Source organism: Paenibacillus sp. sgz302148, assembly GCF_056120465.1.
Map to the genome: position 1 here is coordinate 40,641 of NZ_JBVYOJ010000012.1, position 16,048 is coordinate 56,688.

Consider the following 16,048-nt stretch of genomic DNA (forward strand, 5'->3'; position numbering starts at 1 on the left):
CGGCAGGCCGCCCTTGCAAACTGCTTGCGATACAAACCGATCATCGATGGTCCATCGGTTTCCCCCTTTCCTCCGCTACGCTGGCCTTTCACGGCATAACTCCATCATAAGGAAAGGCATTTCCCGATAAAACAGAAGATCTTTACATGATTCCGAGGATTTTTACTTTCTGCCGCTCAAACCCATTTTTTTCGATACTCGTTTGGAGGCTGCCCGTATATTTTTTTGAACGCGACGTAATAGTTGTCGATGCTTCGGAAGCCGACCTTTTCGGCGATTTCGTACGTTTTCATGCTGCTGTTTTTTAAATATTCGACCGATTTTTTGACCCGGTATTGGTTGATGTATGGAACGAGCATCATGCCTGTCTGCTCCTTGAACAATCGGCTCAAATAGCTGCCGTTCAGCTCGACATGGCGCGACAAGTCCTCCAGCGTCAAATCCCGGTCGTAATGCCGGTGAATATAGTCGAGGACCATTTTGACCTTGTAGTTCATCGCAGGGCCTGAATCCTTGGGCTTGCCGCGCAGCGGCTCGACTTCGCTCAGCAGCAGTTGCCGAAGCTGGTCCACATTTTCCGCTTCCATGAACTGCTCGATCGTCGGGGACGCGGATGTCCCCGCTTGGTGCACGTTCCGGTCATGCAGCAGATGATGGAGGTTCAAGGTCATGTCCAACATATCGTGCCTGCAAACATCCCGATATTCCTTGAAGCCAACAAACAACCGGTCGATGGCCGATTCGAGCCCTTCATATTGCTCCTGCTCCAATTTCAGCCGCACCTGTGTAAGCGTTTCCCGATAAGTTTGCAAAGACGCGCCGCCAGGCTGCCCGCTTCCCGCCGGTTGCTGTCCGTACGTAGCGACCCGATCCGCCCCTTCGAAAAACAGCGATTGAACCGCCTGCATCGCCTCGGCGTAAGCGGCCGGCACCTTCAACAACCGCTCGTGCAGCCCGCTTACCCCGAAGCTGACGCCGATGTTCAGAAACTGCTTCAGCGTCGTTTTCATCGTGCGGATCAGCTCCCAGTTCGCGGCGTACATGTCGCTCATGCTGCGGAGCCCGGAATAAGATTTGATGATGCAATACGTTTTTTCGTCGATTTGGAAAAATTCGATTTCGTCGTATTTCCGAATGACTTCCCGCGTAACGTTCTGAATGGAAAATCCGAGCAAATGCTTCATGTTGTCCTTGTACCGCTTCTTGACGTGAGCGAATTGGTCGATGACCATCAGCAAGCAAGCGACGTTCGGTTGCTTGACGCCGATGCCGTACAGCTCGATTTTGCTTTCGATTTCCCACGGATGCCGAACGGCTCCTTCCACCCATTCCTTGCAAAACGTTTCCTTCATGCTGCTTTTGCCGATTTCCACGTTTTTGCTCAAATGCTCGATCCGGTTGGACTGCTCCCTCTCCCGCATAATGACTTCCCGAATGCGGCCAAGCGTATCGAGAACGCCTTCCTGGTTCATATTCAGCTTATGAATGTAATCCAGCGCCCCGAGACGCATCGCTTCTCTCACGTATTCGAACTCGTTATGGTTGCTCAAGACGATCACTTTGCATGGGCTGCCTTGCTCCCGCAGCTTCCGCATCACCTCGATCCCGTCCAGGACGGGCATCCGGATATCCAAAAACACAATGTCGGGCTTCAGCTCGGCGATCTTCTCGAGCGCTTCCTGCCCGTGGCGCGCTTCTCCGATCAACCGGTAACCGTTTCCTTCCCAATCGATGGCAAGCTTAAAATTGACTCTGACGAAAGCTTCGTCGTCAACGACCATAACGTTCATGCCGGCATGCCTCCCTCTTGGTCTATTTCCTGAACGGGCGAAAGTATCGGAATATAAATATCGACCGTCGTCCCGACCCCGGGCTCGCTGCGGATCTCCGCGCCGTATCGGTCGCCGTAATGCAGCTGAATGCGTTCCATCACGTTGCGGATGCCGATGGAATTCATCCCTTCCCCGCCGCCGCTGGCATGGCTGAGCACTTCCTTGAGACGCTCCCCGCTCATGCCGACGCCGTCGTCTTGGATCGTAAACCGGACGATATCGTCCAAGCGTTCGACTGCGATATGCAGGCGGTATTTGCGCTTCTCGTCGATAAAACCGTGAAACACGGCATTTTCCACAAACGGCTGCAAAATAAATTTTAACGTCGGATAAGAAACAACCTGCTCGTCCATGGCGCATTCAAATTCGAACGCGTTAAAATAGCGCAGCTGCAGCAATTGAACGTAATGCTGGATAAACGTCATTTCTTCCCCGATCGAAACGTATTCCTTCGTATTTTTTGTCGAAAACGTTAGCACCCGAATAAACGATTCCAGCGCCTCCGTAATGTTGTCGGCCATTTGAGCGGCGGCCATCCATTTGACGACCGACAGCGTGTTGTAAATAAAATGCGGATTGATTTGAGCCTGAAGCGCGTTGAGCTCCGCCCTTCGCTTCTTCCGGCCTTCCTCCTGGATGCGCTCGATCAATATTTTGATTTCCTGGGTCATCGCATTAAACGTTTTGCCTAAATGCCCGATTTCGTCGTTGCTGCTTATCGCCACGGTCACGTCGAAATTCCCTTTCTCCACCCGTTTCATCAGGCTGCTGAGCTTCAAGATCGGATTCGAAATGCTGCGCGACAACGCATAAGCGACGAAAAACGCCGCCACGACCAATAAAACGACGACGAGAACGAGAAAATCGCGAACCTGATCAAGCTCGCGGAACAATTGCTCCTTATGAATGACAGTGTAAAACTTCCAGCCGCTCAATTTGGACTCGTTCGATACGTTCACATAGTTATCCTCGCTTGAACCGAGTCCAGCCGAACGTGCATCGCCGCCGGATGTGCGGCCCAGCGCGGCGTCGAACGGCCCGCCGATCTCGTTTTCGTTCGTGCTGAACAGTACGATATTGTTCTCGTCGACGATGATTTGTTTGGCTTCCGGGGCGAGCTTGATTCCTTGATACAGCTTGCCGAGCACTTCGCTGCGTATATTGATGACGAACACGCCCAGCTTCTTGTACGTATACGAATTGGGATCCACGACGACCCTGCCGACCGTCACCACGTGTTTTCCCGGCAGGCTGACCTGATGCTCCGGATGCAGCCCGACAACGACGGGAGCGCCCTTTTGACCCAAGATTTGCCGAAACCAGGCTTCGTCATCCGGCTTGTAATTGTAGTTGAATACGACCTCATACCCTCTACGGTAAACGACGCTGTGATTGGTCGGATAGATGACAAGGGAATCGATGTCTTTATTGAACAACAAAATATCTTTAAAAAACGATTCGGTGACGTACTTGTAGTCCTTGTTTCGTTCATACACCGGGTATTCGTAGGAAGAGTAGTCTTTCTCAAGCACGGTAAGCATTTCTTGATCGTAAAACGGCTTTTCCGAAATATGAATCATATTCGTCAAAAAAGCGTCCGTGTTCGTGATGATTTGGCGGTTCAATTCCTTGAACGAATTGACGATCCTCGCTTCCAAAAACGACATCGAATAGGAGTAGGAAATGTAGCTGATGAAAATGAGCGGAATCATGATGAGAAGAACGTAGGTCAAAAACAGCTTTTGTCTAATGCTTCGGTCCTTGAATCGCTTCCACCGCATCGGCATGCTCCCCAAATCGTTTTGTCCCCAAGGAAAAGTTTAACAAACAATCAAGAAGGCAGGTAGTCCCTTTTTCCGCTTATCCTTTTAGGCCTGTCGTCGCAATGCCTTGAACCAGCTGGCGCTGGAAAATAAGAAAGACGACAATGATCGGGAGCGTAAGTAAAATGACGCCGGTCATCGTGACATTCGGCCATTCGAAATACCGGTTTTTTAACGTGTTGAGTCCGACCGTCAGCACATACCACCGGCTGTCGTTAACAAGCGTGACGGGCCAGACGAACGAATTCCACGTGCCGGTAAAGCTGAAAATGATTTGCGTGCCGAGCGCTCCTTTGGACAAAGGCAGGATAATGCGGTAAAAAACGCCGATTTTCGTTAAGCCGTCCATTTCCGCCGCTTCTTCCAGCTCTTTCGGAATCGTAATGTAAAATTGCCTCATCAGGAAAACCAAAAAGCCTTGGAACAAAAACGGCAGGATCAGTCCCTGATAGCTGTTCATCCACCCGAGCTTCACGATCATGGAGTAAATCGGAATGATCGTCACCTGGTAAGGAACCATCATCATCCCGATAATGATGAAGAAGATGAGCCCCTTGCCCGGGTAATTCAAGCGGGCGAGCGAATAAGCGGCCATCGTGTTGATCAGCAAATTGCCGGCCAATATGCCGAGCGTGACGACGAGCGAATTCATATACCAGATCGGGATGTCGGAATTGACGAGCACATCCCGGTAATTTTCGAATGTCAATCGGCCGAGCGGAACGAGTCGGTCGATATCCGCCTTGCTTAATAACGACGTATATACGGCGTAACCAAACGGCACAACGAATACGATCGAACAAAACGCGAGTACGAGGTAGCGCAGCCACTGCGTCTTCCGGTTGTCCATACCTAGGCGTCCTCCTTCGTAAACCGCTTCTGGATGAGCGTTAAGATGATAATGACCGCAAAGATAATAAAAGCTGCGGCGCTGCCGTACCCCGCGCGGTTAAAGTTGAAGGCTTGGCTGTAAAAATAAATGACGATCGTACTCGTCGCACCGGCGGGACTGCCCAAATTGCCGTTTCTCGCCAGCGCATACGGCTGGTCGAACAGCTGCATCGCATAGATGATGCCCGACGTGAGCACGAGGAACGTTGTTGGCTTGAGCATCGGCACCGTGATGTGCCAAAATCGCTGCCAAGCACCCGCCCCATCGACGGTGCTTGACTCATAAACGTCAACGGGAATTGTCTGAAGGCCGGCTAAATAAACGACGACATAAAAGCCGACGTACGTCCAAACCGTGATCAGAATGAGGAACGGAAGCGCATACGTCGTGCTCGCATACCAGGAAACATCCTCGAAGCCGAGCCAGGCGAAAAATCGTGTGGCGATGCCATCGCGCTGCATGAACAAATACATGAATACGGTCGTGACCGCAACCGTCGACGTAATGTACGGTAAATAATAAAGCGTACGAAACACGCTTTTCATCCGGAAAATCCGGTTCAGGTTCACGGCGATGACCAGCGCGACGATCGATTGAAGCGGCACGGCTACGAGCGTCAATATCGCCGAGTTTTTAAATGCGTCCCAAAAATCGGGATCGCGCAAAATTTCCGCGTAATTGCCGAACCCGATAAATCGGGCGTCCTCCGGATTCAAAAAGCTGATGTCCTGGAAGCTGTAAAAAAACGATTTCAGCAGCGGGTAATAAAACCAAAAGCCCATCAGCAACAAAATCGGGGCGACAAACAAATAACCGACAAATATAGGCGATGACGCCAATCCGGCTTTCAGTCGTTTTCGTTGATTCATAGCGGCTTCCCTCCGTAAAAGGGAGAGCCCCGTCAAAAAGCAGCTCTCCCCCGCCTATCTGCAAACTTATTTCTGCCCGTATTTGTCCTGCAGCTCGTTCAGCAGTTCTTCGACGGTCTTTTTGCCGCCTTTGAAAATGATTTCCTCCACGCCTTTCACCAGATCGGCATTGAAGCTTTTTGTCTGCTCCGGATAGGCGAACGGCATGCCCGCTTTTTCCATGTTGTCGAATACCGGCTTCAGCTCCGGATATTTCTCCAAATATTTCGGCAGCAATGACGATACCGCCGGCGAATAACCGACCACCTCGATCGCGTTCAGCTGCGCCTCGTCCCGCAGCGCGTAGTTGATCACCTTCATCGCCGCTTCTTTGTTTTTGCTGCCTTTGAGGATCGACAACCCGTGCGAATACGCGCTTTGTGCGTCCACCGTTCCTTTCGGCATCGGCAGAGCCACCAGCTTCAGGTTCGGGTTCGCTTCCTTTAAGTATCCGACATACCACGGGCCTCCCGTAGACATCGCGCCTTTCTCCTTGGCGAACACTTCGCCGTCCCACGGCGCCCCGACTTCGATCGGCGCTATCGCTGCCTTATGCGTCAAGAAGAGGTCGACGAAAAACTGCACGCCTTTTTTATTTTCCGCCGAGTTGATCGTTTTGCCGAAATTCCAGTTTCCTCCGAACGCATGCACGTATTGCGTAATATGGAACGGATCGATGCTGCCGACGATGCCTTTCATGCCGTCCTTTGTCATCGCTTTGGCCAATTCGACCAATTCGTCCATCGTTTCCGGGTATTTCGTTATTCCCGATTTGTCGAACAAGTCTTTGTTGATGGCCAGCATCGACGTGGACGAGTCGTACGGAATGCCGTACAGCTGATCTTTGTCGCTCCAGCCCTTGTACAGCGATGCCGAAATGCGGTTTTTGTCGAAGCCGACTTTGCCGATCCATTCATCGAGCGGCTCGAGAATTTGCTTGGCGATATATTCGTAGTTGCCTTCGTCGGACATGGCGATAATATCCGGACCCGTCCCCGCCGCGATCGCCGCCGGCACCGCTTTCCAGAACTCGTCGCTTGTCGGGTACTGCTGCATTTTCACTTTGATGCCCGGATATTTTTGCTCGATGCCCTGAACCATGAATTCGAAGTTTTTTTGCTCCGACGCATTGGCCCAATAAGCCATCGTCACTTCGACCGGGTCCGCTTGGTCCGTTTGTCCGCCTTGGTTGTCCGGTTGTTTCGTGTTATCCGTGTCCGTTTGTTTCGAGTCGTTCTGCTGCGAGTCTTTCTGCTGCGATTCCTCGGACTTGGATCCGCATGCCGCGGTCAGCCCGATAAGAAGGATGCCGCACAGCAGAAGGCTGATTAGCTTCTTCATCCGTTGTTTCCCCTTTTCGTCATGATTCGCCGTTCGTCTTGCGGCGTACTTCCATCATAAGGAAGGCGGCGGCTCATGGAAACAGAAGATCTTTACATGACTCCGAGGATTTTTACATTTGCGACATTACCGTAATATCCGATGTTCCATAAGAAAAGCATCTATAAATTTTATTATGGCAAGAAAAAACCGCCAGGCATTACCTGACGGTCCGTATCGTTGCATGATCGGGTTTTAAAGAAATTTATTTCAGGGTCACCTTCACCCCCGGAGGGAAGCTCTTCTCCCACGCGCCGTTTCGGTATTCCAGACGAATCGCACCGGAAGGTACTTGCACCTCCAACTTGCAATAGGTCCAAGATGCGGGCAGCCTAGGCGAAAACGCGATCTCGGACCATCCGGGCTGTGCCGGCTTCAGACCAACGATCTCCTCGATCAATAGCGGAACCGGGGCGCTGGCCCAAGGATGACATAGGCTCGTGTTCCATTTCTGATCCTTCCCCCATGCTTCGAAGCAGGTTGTCGCTCCTTCCTTCAACATGTTTCCCCAGGAATGTTCCTCCTCCGACGATATGAGTTCGTAGATCAACGCATGTTCACCTAACCGCGCCAACGCCTTCAGCACGAAATACGAGAAATAAACGCCACAAGAGAACCTCTTCGACCGAATGAGGCTGACGATGTTTGGCACGGCTTCCTCCGGTGCCAGGCCGAACAGAAGAGGGAGCACATTCGAGTGCAGCGCATGGTGCGTACTCCGCTCGGCATCGATGAACAAGCCGCTCGTTTCATCGTAGAAAGCCGCGATATAGCTTCTCATCAGCTCGGGAAGCCGATCGTCGCCAGCGACTCCGAGCTCATTGCGGATTTCCCCCACCGTGCGCACGCACCCCAGGTAAAAAGCGTTCACTACGTTGTGACATCCCGGACCGATCGGCCGGGTCAGCTCGAAATCGTACCCGTCCCGCAATTCCTGAGGCCAATCGACGAGATTCCATTTGTCTGCGACATGATGAAGCAAGCCGTCTTCCCGCTCGTATCGCCGGAAATAACGCAACAGCCGCTCAGCGTACGGATACATTTTGTGCAGGAACGCCCGGTCCCCGCTGTATCGGTAATATTCCAGGAGCTGCATGGGCCATTGCAACGAAAAGTCGGCGATTTCCTGCATGAAGTGCCCGGGCACGACAGCCATGAGTCCCTCGCAAACGGCGGAGCTGTGCGCGAATTGCTCGATGGCTTTGCGGTACAATCTCGGATCGCCGCTAAGCAGCATATGTGAATGCCCGATGATTGTGTTGTCTCCGAGATACTGTCCTTTCTCCCGGGTTGGGCAATCGACGTAATTTTCCTGCGAGCCGTATTTGACGCCGTTCTTGCATATGTCGAAAATCCGATTCATCCTCTCGTCCGAGCAAGAGAATCGACAGTTGTCCTCGTTTAGCGGATAATGCCGGACCACCGCATGGAACGATTCAGGCTGCAGCGCCTTCTCCGGCCCACGCACTTCCACATAACGAAAGCCTTTGTAATCGAACGTTTCGAAGACGTCTTCCCGTCCGGATAACACCCACGTATCCCGATACAGGCAGTTGCAGCGCAGCTCATAACGAACGGCCTTCCGCTCCCCAAGCAACTCCTCGCCCGACAAGATCTCCACCTCTTCGCCCGCTTTCCCCTTCGCCTTCATGGAAAATTGACCGGTCAGTTCTTCGCCGAAATCGATAAAATAATGTCCGGCGGCAAGTTGTTCAACCTGTGCGGGCTTCTTCTCGTACACAGTGACCACAGGTGTCGGTTGAAGCGCAAACGTATATCCGGCTTGCGGGTTTACCGTTGCATAAGGCCAATCGGTGTCGTCGTAATCGATGTCCTTCCAGTTTCCTTTCGCAACGCGGGAATCCAGATGTTCCGTAAACTGCGTCTGGTAGCCAAAGACCTTGCCGGGCAGGTTCTCCTCCGAGCGTATCGCTTTCCACGATTCGTCACTCTTCGCCAGTAGCCGATCGCCGGCCCATAGCTCGGCTATGAAGCCTTGCCTGTAGTCGGCGCTATTGTAAGCGCGGTTGAGCAGTCCTTGATAATATACATGCACGGCGATCGAATTTTTACCGGGCCGTACCACGTCCCGAACGTCCAGTCGGTTGTAATAATAATGGCCAACGTCGCTCTGAGCCGGTCCCTGCGCCACAAATACACCGTTGGCATATACTTTGTAATAATCGTCAGCCGTGATCTCGAGGCGTACCGGAATCTCCCCTAGCTCGTCTGCATTCACCGTAAATGTCGTTCTTGCATACCAATGATGGTGCTGCAGTTCGGGCAAATGCGCCGCCGCCTTGTTCTCCTCCAGCTCCTTATGAAACAGGTACGGCTTCGGCATCGGCAGGAAAGCGCGGTCCGTCAGCCAGTCGGCCTGCCACTGCTTCGTCATGCGATTCTCCCCCCCTTTAACCTTCGGTCATTCTCCCTTGGAATAATATTATATTTTGGCCGGCTGCATCACTCTTTTTTCAAGATAAAACGATTTGGAAACCGCCCCCGATTCGAACACGACGAAAAGTAACAACCAATTCCATAGCTTGTATTTTTGAAAGTAATAAGATAACATTGCTGCACCTCTGATTACTGTTATAGTTATAATATAACAGATGGAAAGAGTTCAATGCATATTTGCGATCCATATTGCGCAAAAAAGAGCCTTTCGCCCGGTAATATCCGGCAAAAGGCTCTTTGACTGTTTCTATTATTCCGCGATATACGAGCAGATGTAGTCCGCCGTCGTTTTTACTTCAAGCTTGAATTTTGCATTAGCCGGAACAGTGAACTCGCCCTCGCCTTTGATTTCAAGCCATTCGGTTGCGCCGGGCAGCAGCACTTTCAGCTCGCCGGCTTGAATTTCCATAATTTCTTTCGTATCCGTTCCGAACTCGTATTCGCCCGGCAGCATGATGCCCAGCGTTTTTTTCGTTCCGTCGGCGAACAGGACGGTACGGCTTGTAACTTTGCCGTCAAAATAAATGTTGGCTTTCGTAACTACGGATACATTGGCAAATTGCGACATCGGTCGTGTTCTCCCTTTATGAAGGGCGGAGGCTCGTTGATCGCCCCCGCCCGCACCAGATTATAGATTACAGCAGTTCTTTCACTTTGCTTACGACGTTCTCAACCGTGAAGCCGTACTCCTTGATGACGCGGTCGCCAGGAGCCGAAGCGCCGAATGTGGAGATGCCGAGTACGGCGCCTTTATCGCCTACATAACGCTCCCATCCGAACGGATGAGCCATTTCGATCGCGAGGCGGGCTTTCACCTCAGGCAGGATCACCGAATCCTTGTACGATTGCGGCTGCTTGTCGAACATATCCCAGCTCGGCATGCTGATGACGCGAACATGGATGCCGCTTTCGGCGAGTGCCGCTTGCGCTTGAATAGCCAGCTGCACCTCGGAGCCCGTCGCGATGATTTGCGCTTGCGGCTTGCCGTTCGGCGCATCGGATAATACGTACGCGCCGCGCGCGATGCCTTCGGCCGCCAGCTCCGCGGAGCCTTCCAGCACCGGCAGGTTTTGGCGCGTCAGGACGAGCGCGACCGGGTTCGACTTGTTCGCCACCGCATAACGCCATGCCGCGGACGTTTCGTTAGCATCGCCCGGACGAATAACCGTCAGGTCCGGAATGATGCGCAGCGAAGCGAGCTGCTCGATCGGTTCATGCGTAGGGCCGTCTTCGCCAACGGCGATGCTGTCATGCGTCAGCACGTAAACCGGCGACAGCTTCATCAGCGCCGCAAGGCGTACTGCCGGACGCAGGTAATCGGTGAAGACGAAGAACGTGCCGCCGTACACTTTCAAGCCGCCATGCAGCATAATGCCGTTCATCGCGGCCGCCATCGCGAACTCGCGAACGCCGAAATAGATGTTCCGGCCGGCGTATTCGCCCGCGCGGTAAACGCTATGCCCTTTCAGGTGCGTCATCGTCGAGCTTTCCAGGTCGGCGGAGCCGCCAACGAGGTTAAATACGTTCTTCGCCAATCCGTTCAATGCATTGCCCGATGCAACGCGCGTCGACAGCGGTTTGTCCGCCGAAGTATACGCAGGCAGATCAGCGTCCCAACCTTCAGGCAATTCGCCTGCAACCGCAGCGTCGAATTGCTTGCCGAGTTCCGGATACGCTTGGCGGTATTCCGCAACGAGCTTCTCCCAGGTCGCTTGCGCGTCTGCGCCTTTTTGTTTTACCGCGGCAAAATGAGCTTTCACTTCTTCCGGCACGAGGAAATGCTCTTCCTCCGGCCAGCCGTATACTTGCTTCGTCAGCTTCGCTTCATCCGTACCGAGCGGGGAACCGTGCGGGCCGGCATGTCCGCCTTTGCCGCCTTTGTTCGGGCTGCCGTAACCGATGACCGTTTTCACTTCGATGAGTGTCGGCTTCGACGTTTCCGCTTGCGCAGCTTGCACCGCGGCCGCAATGGCGGCAAGATCGTTGCCGTCTTCAACGCGCAGCACTTGCCAGTTGTACGCTTCGAAACGCTTCTGTACATTTTCCGAAAACGCCAAGTTCAGTTCGCCGTCCAGCGAAATGTCGTTGGAATCGTACAGCACGATCAGCTTGCCCAGCTTCAAGTGGCCGGCCAGCGATGCCGCTTCTCCGGATACGCCTTCCATCAGGTCGCCGTCGCCGCAAATCGAATACGTGAAGTGGTTGATGATTTCGAAATTGTCGCGATTGTAAGTTGCGGCAAGCTGAGCTTCCGCCATGGCCATGCCGACCGCCATCGCAACGCCTTGTCCAAGCGGCCCCGTCGTGGCGTCAACGCCCGCCGTATGGCCGAACTCCGGATGTCCCGGCGTCAAGCTGCCCCATTGGCGGAAGTTCTTGATCTCTTCAAGAGGCAGATCGTAGCCGCTAAGGTGCAGTACGCTATAGAGGAGCATCGAGCCGTGGCCCGCGGACAATACGAAACGGTCGCGGTCGATCCAGGTCGGATCGGCAGGGTTATGCTTCATCGCTTTGGCATACAATTCATAAGCCATCGGAGCGGCGCCCATCGGCATGCCCGGGTGGCCGGATTTTGCTTTTTCAATCGCATCGATCGCCAGCGTGCGGATCGTATCGATCGACAACTGATCAATCGTTTTGTTCGAAACCGTCATAGTTGATTTCCCCCTAAACAAATATATTGAATTATTGTACCACTCAGACGGACACATTTCCACACCTGGCACACACATTTTACCTAGAAATCATGTCAAATCGACGGAGGTAAAATGTTCCACGGTCGGGAACGGATCATAAAAATGATGCAGCAGCCGCTTCCATTCCTGATACTGCGCCGAGCCGCGGAATCCGATCGTGTGATCTTCGAGCTTCTCCCAGCGGACGAGCAGCACGTATTTATTGTCGACTTCCATGCATTTTTGCAGTTCGTGGCCGAGGTATCCCGCCATCTGGGAAATGATCGACGACGCTTGCTTGAAGCTGCGCTCGAAGTCCTCGGACATGCCCGGCTTCACCTGCAGCATCGCTACTTCCAGTATCATAGTGAGCCTCTTTTCATATGAAATTCACCTTAAAGAGCAACCAAGAGGATAAACGGCTTGCGCCGTCTTCATCGTCGCATTCGTTTACTGATGAAATATAAGATTATTATGGTGCAAACTTATAAAGTCTTATATTTGAACAAAAGTGTTGTTGTATTTCATACAGCATTTTAAAATAAATCGGCAGTTTTGAGCGAGAATGTTGCACTGCATACAACAATTTCAGCTATCCAACATGTTTTCGGCGAAAAATGTTGTAGTTCATGCAGCAATTACGCTTCCATCGGACGATCCATGCATTCATGTTGTATTGCATACAACATTTTCGCAATAAAGAATGACATTCGCTTATTTAAGCCTTACAGTATTCACTGTTGCGATGCGGCCGTTAATTCCTCGTATTCGCTTTTCAAAATACTCATAAATATTGTATCCGTATACCGGCCGTTCATGAAATGCTTCTGCCGCAGCCGGCCTTCTTCCTTAAAGCCGCATTTCGTATAACAGCGGATGGCCCGCTCGTTGTAATCATGCACTTCCAACTGCAACCGATTCAAATTCATCCGGTTAAACACAAACGACTGCAGCAGCTTGATCGCCTCGGAACCGAAGCCGATGCCGAGCAGCTCCTTTACGCCGATGACGATGCCCATTTCCGCCGCGCGGTTTTTCCAGTCGATGCGGAACAAATCGATTTGCCCGATATATTGCTCCGTTTCGCGGTGGGCGATGACGAATCCTTTTTGCTCCGTCGTCCCCTCTAGGATGCTGTTCACATACTGCTCGCTCGCTTGCATCGTGTGGGGATACAGGAAGATGTCCGACAGGTTGTCGACGATCTCCGGATCGTTGCACCACCGGCGGATTTCCGCCAAATCGGAGTATTGGTATTCCCGCAGCATGATGCGGTTTCCGTATAGTCTGGCCATCGTTGACGCCTCCTTCGAGCTGCATCCCAATCCTGCGCTTTGCCCTTGCGCTGTAGCCCATGCAGCCACTTCATTATTCTCATTTTTGAAAAAAGAGACTGAATGCCAGTTCGTGCTGACGCTCAATCTCTTTCTATCGATATTTACCTAATTTCCGTCGGTTCTATGGGGCCACGCCTATTTTTAACTGGAAAATATACAGTTAATAAACGGGAAGCCAGGACTAGAAGACAATTAACTGGAAAAACTCCATGTAAATCGTTCGATTTCGCCATGAAATCCGGAAATTCGTAAAAATAACTACAGGTTTTCCATCAAAATGGCCCAAAACAGACAAAATGGTGGGAATTAACTGCAGTATTACTGTTATTCCGTTGACTCGCCCTTACCCGCAAGGACTTGATCTTGACTCAAGTTACGCGGTATTACATCAGCCGTAGGGGAGCCTCACGGCGTCCCCCCGCTGAGAACAGTATTCGAGCTAATCAACCCCGCCGTTCATACCGAACGTGCTGCTAGTTGAACACGACCGTCTTGTTCTGATGAACAAGAATACGGTCTTCGACATGCCATGCTACCGCACGGGCCAGAACGATCCGTTCGATATGTCGGCCGATCCGTTTCAGGTCGTCGACGTTGTCGCGGTGGCTGACCCGCTGCACGTCCTGCTCGATGATCGGGCCGCCGTCCAGCTCCTCCGTGACGTAGTGCGCCGTGGCGCCGATGATTTTGACGCCGCGATTGTACGCTTGCGCGTAAGGCTTGCCGCCGACAAACGCCGGAAGGAACGAGTGATGGATATTAATGATCCGGTTTGGATAAAATTCAATAAACTTCGGCGATACGATCTGCATATACCGCGCAAGTACGATCAGGTCGGCGTGGCCGTTCACGATTTCGATCTGCTTGCGTTCGGCTTCTTGCTTCGTGTCCGCAGTAACCGGAATATGGTGGTACGGAATGCCGAACGACTCGACAAGCTCCTTCATGTCGGGGTGGTTGCTAACTACCATCGCGATGTCGGCGTCCAGATCGCCGGCTTGCCACTGCCACAGCAGCTCCAGCAAGCAATGGTCTTCCTTCGATACGAAGATGGCCAGACGTTTCTTCTGATCGGCGCTAGAGATGCGATACTGCATCGAGAACTTGTCCGCGATCTTCCCAAAGTCTTTTTCCAGTGAAAGAAGGCGGTCCGCCAGCTCGCTTAGGTCGAATTCGATGCGGATGAAGAACATTCCGCCCTCAGGATCCATCGTATATTGATCGGATTGAACGATATTCGCACCGTATTCGTACAGAAATTGCGATACGGCGGCAACGATTCCCGGCTGGTCCGGACAAGAAATGAGCATACGTGCCCGGCTGGAGCGATCGTCTCTTTTATGCGTAGACTGATAGTTCGATAAATTCATGATTCTATGGCTCCCAACATTCATTCATCTTCGTCGATTGCGGTTTAACGCGCGGATTATACCGTCACAAGCAGCTCTTTGCCCGCGAACCAAGCGGTAATCCGGTGGTTGATTTGCTCCTCGCTCAGGTCGGTGAACACGCCGCCTTCGGCCACAAGGTCGAACAGCCTGTCCATCGGCTCGCGCGGATCGGCCTTCTTCGCTTTGGCGTCGTTCTTGAGCACGTCCCATACTTGCAGCACATAATCGCGAGGATCGATTTCCTGCTTGCCGAAGAAGTGATGCAGCCGCTCCACATGATCGAAGAAGCCGTCGCCGAACCTGCTTGCAGCATCGCCGCGCAGCAGCGCGATTTCCGCCTCGTACATCGGACGCTGAGTTTTGTCGTCCTTGCCGATCCATGGCGTTTCGAGGATGAACGGACGGCCGCTCAGCGCTTCGTGATGAACGATATTGCGCATCGCTTTGTATCCGATCCAGCCCGCTCCCACCGGAGCGTGGCGGTCTTTGCCCGCACCGCGCGGATTTTTGCTGTCGTTCATGTGGATGACGGCCAGCTTGTCCAGCCCGATGATGCGGTCGAATTCGGCGATGACGCCGTCGAAATCGTTAACGATATCGTAACCCGCGTCGTGGATGTGGCATGTATCCATGCAAATCGTCAAACGGTGGTTATCTTCGACCTTCTCGATAATTTGCGCCAGCTCCTCGAAGCTGCGGCCGATTTCCGTGCCTTTGCCGGCCATTGTTTCGAGGGCGATATTGACGTCGGTTTCTTTGGTTCCGCGCAGCACCTCGTTTAATCCTTCGGCAATTCGCGCGATCCCGTATTCGGCGTCTTTATCCGTATAGGCACCCGGATGGAGAACGATGTTTTTCACGCCGATATGGTTCGTTCTGCGAATCTCTTCTTGCAGGAAGTTGACGGCAAGGTCGAACGTATCCTCTTTGTAGGATCCGAGATTAATAATGTAAGGAGCATGAACGACGATTTCGTCGATCCCGTTCTGTGCCATGACGTCCCGGCCTTCGGCAATATATAAGTCTTCCACCGGCTTGCGGCGGGTATTTTGCGGCGCACCTGTATAAATCATGAATGAGCTGGAGCCGTAGGAAATAGCTTCCTTGGCCGCATTAAGCAATCCTTTATCGGAAAACGATACGTGAGACCCAATCTTTAACACTTCGATTTCCTCCTTATTTTCAACATACTCCCTATTTTAACTTGAAACTCGAAATAATGCTACAAATCCGATATAATCTAAAATAAAAGGCTTGCGTCGTCTTCACCGGCGCATTCGTTTATTGATGAAATATAAGATCATTATGGTGCACACTTATAAAGTCTTATATTTTAACAAATGAGGTGAACGT

Annotated in this window: 12 protein-coding genes; all 12 read right to left on the reverse strand. The window is 52.2% G+C overall.

What is annotated here, in order from left to right; all coding sequences use genetic code 11:
* Window positions 1-176: 176 nt before the first annotated feature.
* The gene (locus tag AC0LWM_RS18600; protein ID WP_474676483.1) at window positions 177-1,790 is read right to left on the reverse strand and encodes a response regulator; all 1,614 of its coding nucleotides are present in this window, start codon (window positions 1,788-1,790) and stop codon (window positions 177-179) included.
* Window positions 1,787-3,613 carry a cache domain-containing sensor histidine kinase gene (locus AC0LWM_RS18605; protein ID WP_474676484.1) on the reverse strand — a complete coding sequence of 609 codons (1,827 nt, stop codon included), beginning with the start codon at window positions 3,611-3,613 and terminating at the stop codon, window positions 1,787-1,789. The genes AC0LWM_RS18600 and AC0LWM_RS18605 overlap by 4 nt, the downstream gene beginning before the upstream one ends.
* A gap of 79 nt (window positions 3,614-3,692) precedes the next feature.
* Window positions 3,693-4,505, reverse strand: coding sequence for a carbohydrate ABC transporter permease (locus tag AC0LWM_RS18610; RefSeq protein ID WP_474676485.1), 813 nt, complete (start codon window positions 4,503-4,505; stop codon window positions 3,693-3,695).
* Window positions 4,506-4,507: 2 nt separating this feature from the next.
* Complete coding sequence (locus AC0LWM_RS18615) at window positions 4,508-5,416, reverse strand: carbohydrate ABC transporter permease (protein WP_474676486.1); 909 nt, start codon at window positions 5,414-5,416, stop codon at window positions 4,508-4,510.
* 66 nt (window positions 5,417-5,482) lie between these two features.
* On the reverse strand, window positions 5,483-6,796 hold the full coding sequence (locus AC0LWM_RS18620; RefSeq protein WP_474676487.1) for an ABC transporter substrate-binding protein: 1,314 nt from the start codon (window positions 6,794-6,796) through the stop codon (window positions 5,483-5,485).
* A 244-nt stretch (window positions 6,797-7,040) separates the two neighbouring features.
* Window positions 7,041-9,230 (reverse strand): family 78 glycoside hydrolase catalytic domain, encoded by a 2,190-nt coding sequence (locus AC0LWM_RS18625; RefSeq protein WP_474676488.1) that lies wholly within the window; start codon window positions 9,228-9,230, stop codon window positions 7,041-7,043.
* A gap of 312 nt (window positions 9,231-9,542) precedes the next feature.
* A complete protein-coding gene (gene ppnP / locus AC0LWM_RS18630; RefSeq protein WP_474676489.1) occupies window positions 9,543-9,860 on the reverse strand; it encodes a pyrimidine/purine nucleoside phosphorylase in 318 nt (105 codons plus the stop codon).
* Between the two features lie 67 nt (window positions 9,861-9,927).
* Window positions 9,928-11,946, reverse strand: a complete 2,019-nt coding sequence (gene tkt / locus AC0LWM_RS18635) for a transketolase (RefSeq protein ID WP_474676490.1) — start codon at window positions 11,944-11,946, stop codon at window positions 9,928-9,930.
* A gap of 90 nt (window positions 11,947-12,036) precedes the next feature.
* Complete coding sequence (locus tag AC0LWM_RS18640) at window positions 12,037-12,333, reverse strand: antibiotic biosynthesis monooxygenase family protein (RefSeq protein ID WP_474676491.1); 297 nt, start codon at window positions 12,331-12,333, stop codon at window positions 12,037-12,039.
* A gap of 368 nt (window positions 12,334-12,701) precedes the next feature.
* Window positions 12,702-13,262: a GNAT family N-acetyltransferase gene (locus AC0LWM_RS18645; protein ID WP_474676492.1), complete on the reverse strand. Its 561-nt coding sequence runs from the start codon at window positions 13,260-13,262 to the stop codon at window positions 12,702-12,704.
* Between the two features lie 515 nt (window positions 13,263-13,777).
* Window positions 13,778-14,674: a formyltetrahydrofolate deformylase gene (gene purU / locus AC0LWM_RS18650; protein ID WP_474676493.1), complete on the reverse strand. Its 897-nt coding sequence runs from the start codon at window positions 14,672-14,674 to the stop codon at window positions 13,778-13,780.
* Between the two features lie 56 nt (window positions 14,675-14,730).
* Window positions 14,731-15,858 carry a deoxyribonuclease IV gene (locus tag AC0LWM_RS18655; RefSeq protein WP_474676494.1) on the reverse strand — a complete coding sequence of 376 codons (1,128 nt, stop codon included), beginning with the start codon at window positions 15,856-15,858 and terminating at the stop codon, window positions 14,731-14,733.
* Window positions 15,859-16,048: the final 190 nt, after the last annotated feature.

Coding starts and splice junctions, on each gene's coding strand:
- AC0LWM_RS18600 (WP_474676483.1), bottom strand. CDS start 1,790: ATGAACGTTATGGTCGTTGACGACGAAGCTTTCGTCAGAGTCAATTTT.
- AC0LWM_RS18605 (WP_474676484.1), bottom strand. CDS start 3,613: ATGCGGTGGAAGCGATTCAAGGACCGAAGCATTAGACAAAAGCTGTTT.
- AC0LWM_RS18610 (WP_474676485.1), bottom strand. CDS start 4,505: ATGGACAACCGGAAGACGCAGTGGCTGCGCTACCTCGTACTCGCGTTT.
- AC0LWM_RS18615 (WP_474676486.1), bottom strand. CDS start 5,416: ATGAATCAACGAAAACGACTGAAAGCCGGATTGGCGTCATCGCCTATA.
- AC0LWM_RS18620 (WP_474676487.1), bottom strand. CDS start 6,796: ATGAAGAAGCTAATCAGCCTTCTGCTGTGCGGCATCCTTCTTATCGGG.
- AC0LWM_RS18625 (WP_474676488.1), bottom strand. CDS start 9,230: ATGACGAAGCAGTGGCAGGCCGACTGGCTGACGGACCGCGCTTTCCTG.
- ppnP (WP_474676489.1), bottom strand. CDS start 9,860: ATGTCGCAATTTGCCAATGTATCCGTAGTTACGAAAGCCAACATTTAT.
- tkt (WP_474676490.1), bottom strand. CDS start 11,946: ATGACGGTTTCGAACAAAACGATTGATCAGTTGTCGATCGATACGATC.
- AC0LWM_RS18640 (WP_474676491.1), bottom strand. CDS start 12,333: ATGATACTGGAAGTAGCGATGCTGCAGGTGAAGCCGGGCATGTCCGAG.
- AC0LWM_RS18645 (WP_474676492.1), bottom strand. CDS start 13,262: ATGGCCAGACTATACGGAAACCGCATCATGCTGCGGGAATACCAATAC.
- purU (WP_474676493.1), bottom strand. CDS start 14,674: ATGAATTTATCGAACTATCAGTCTACGCATAAAAGAGACGATCGCTCC.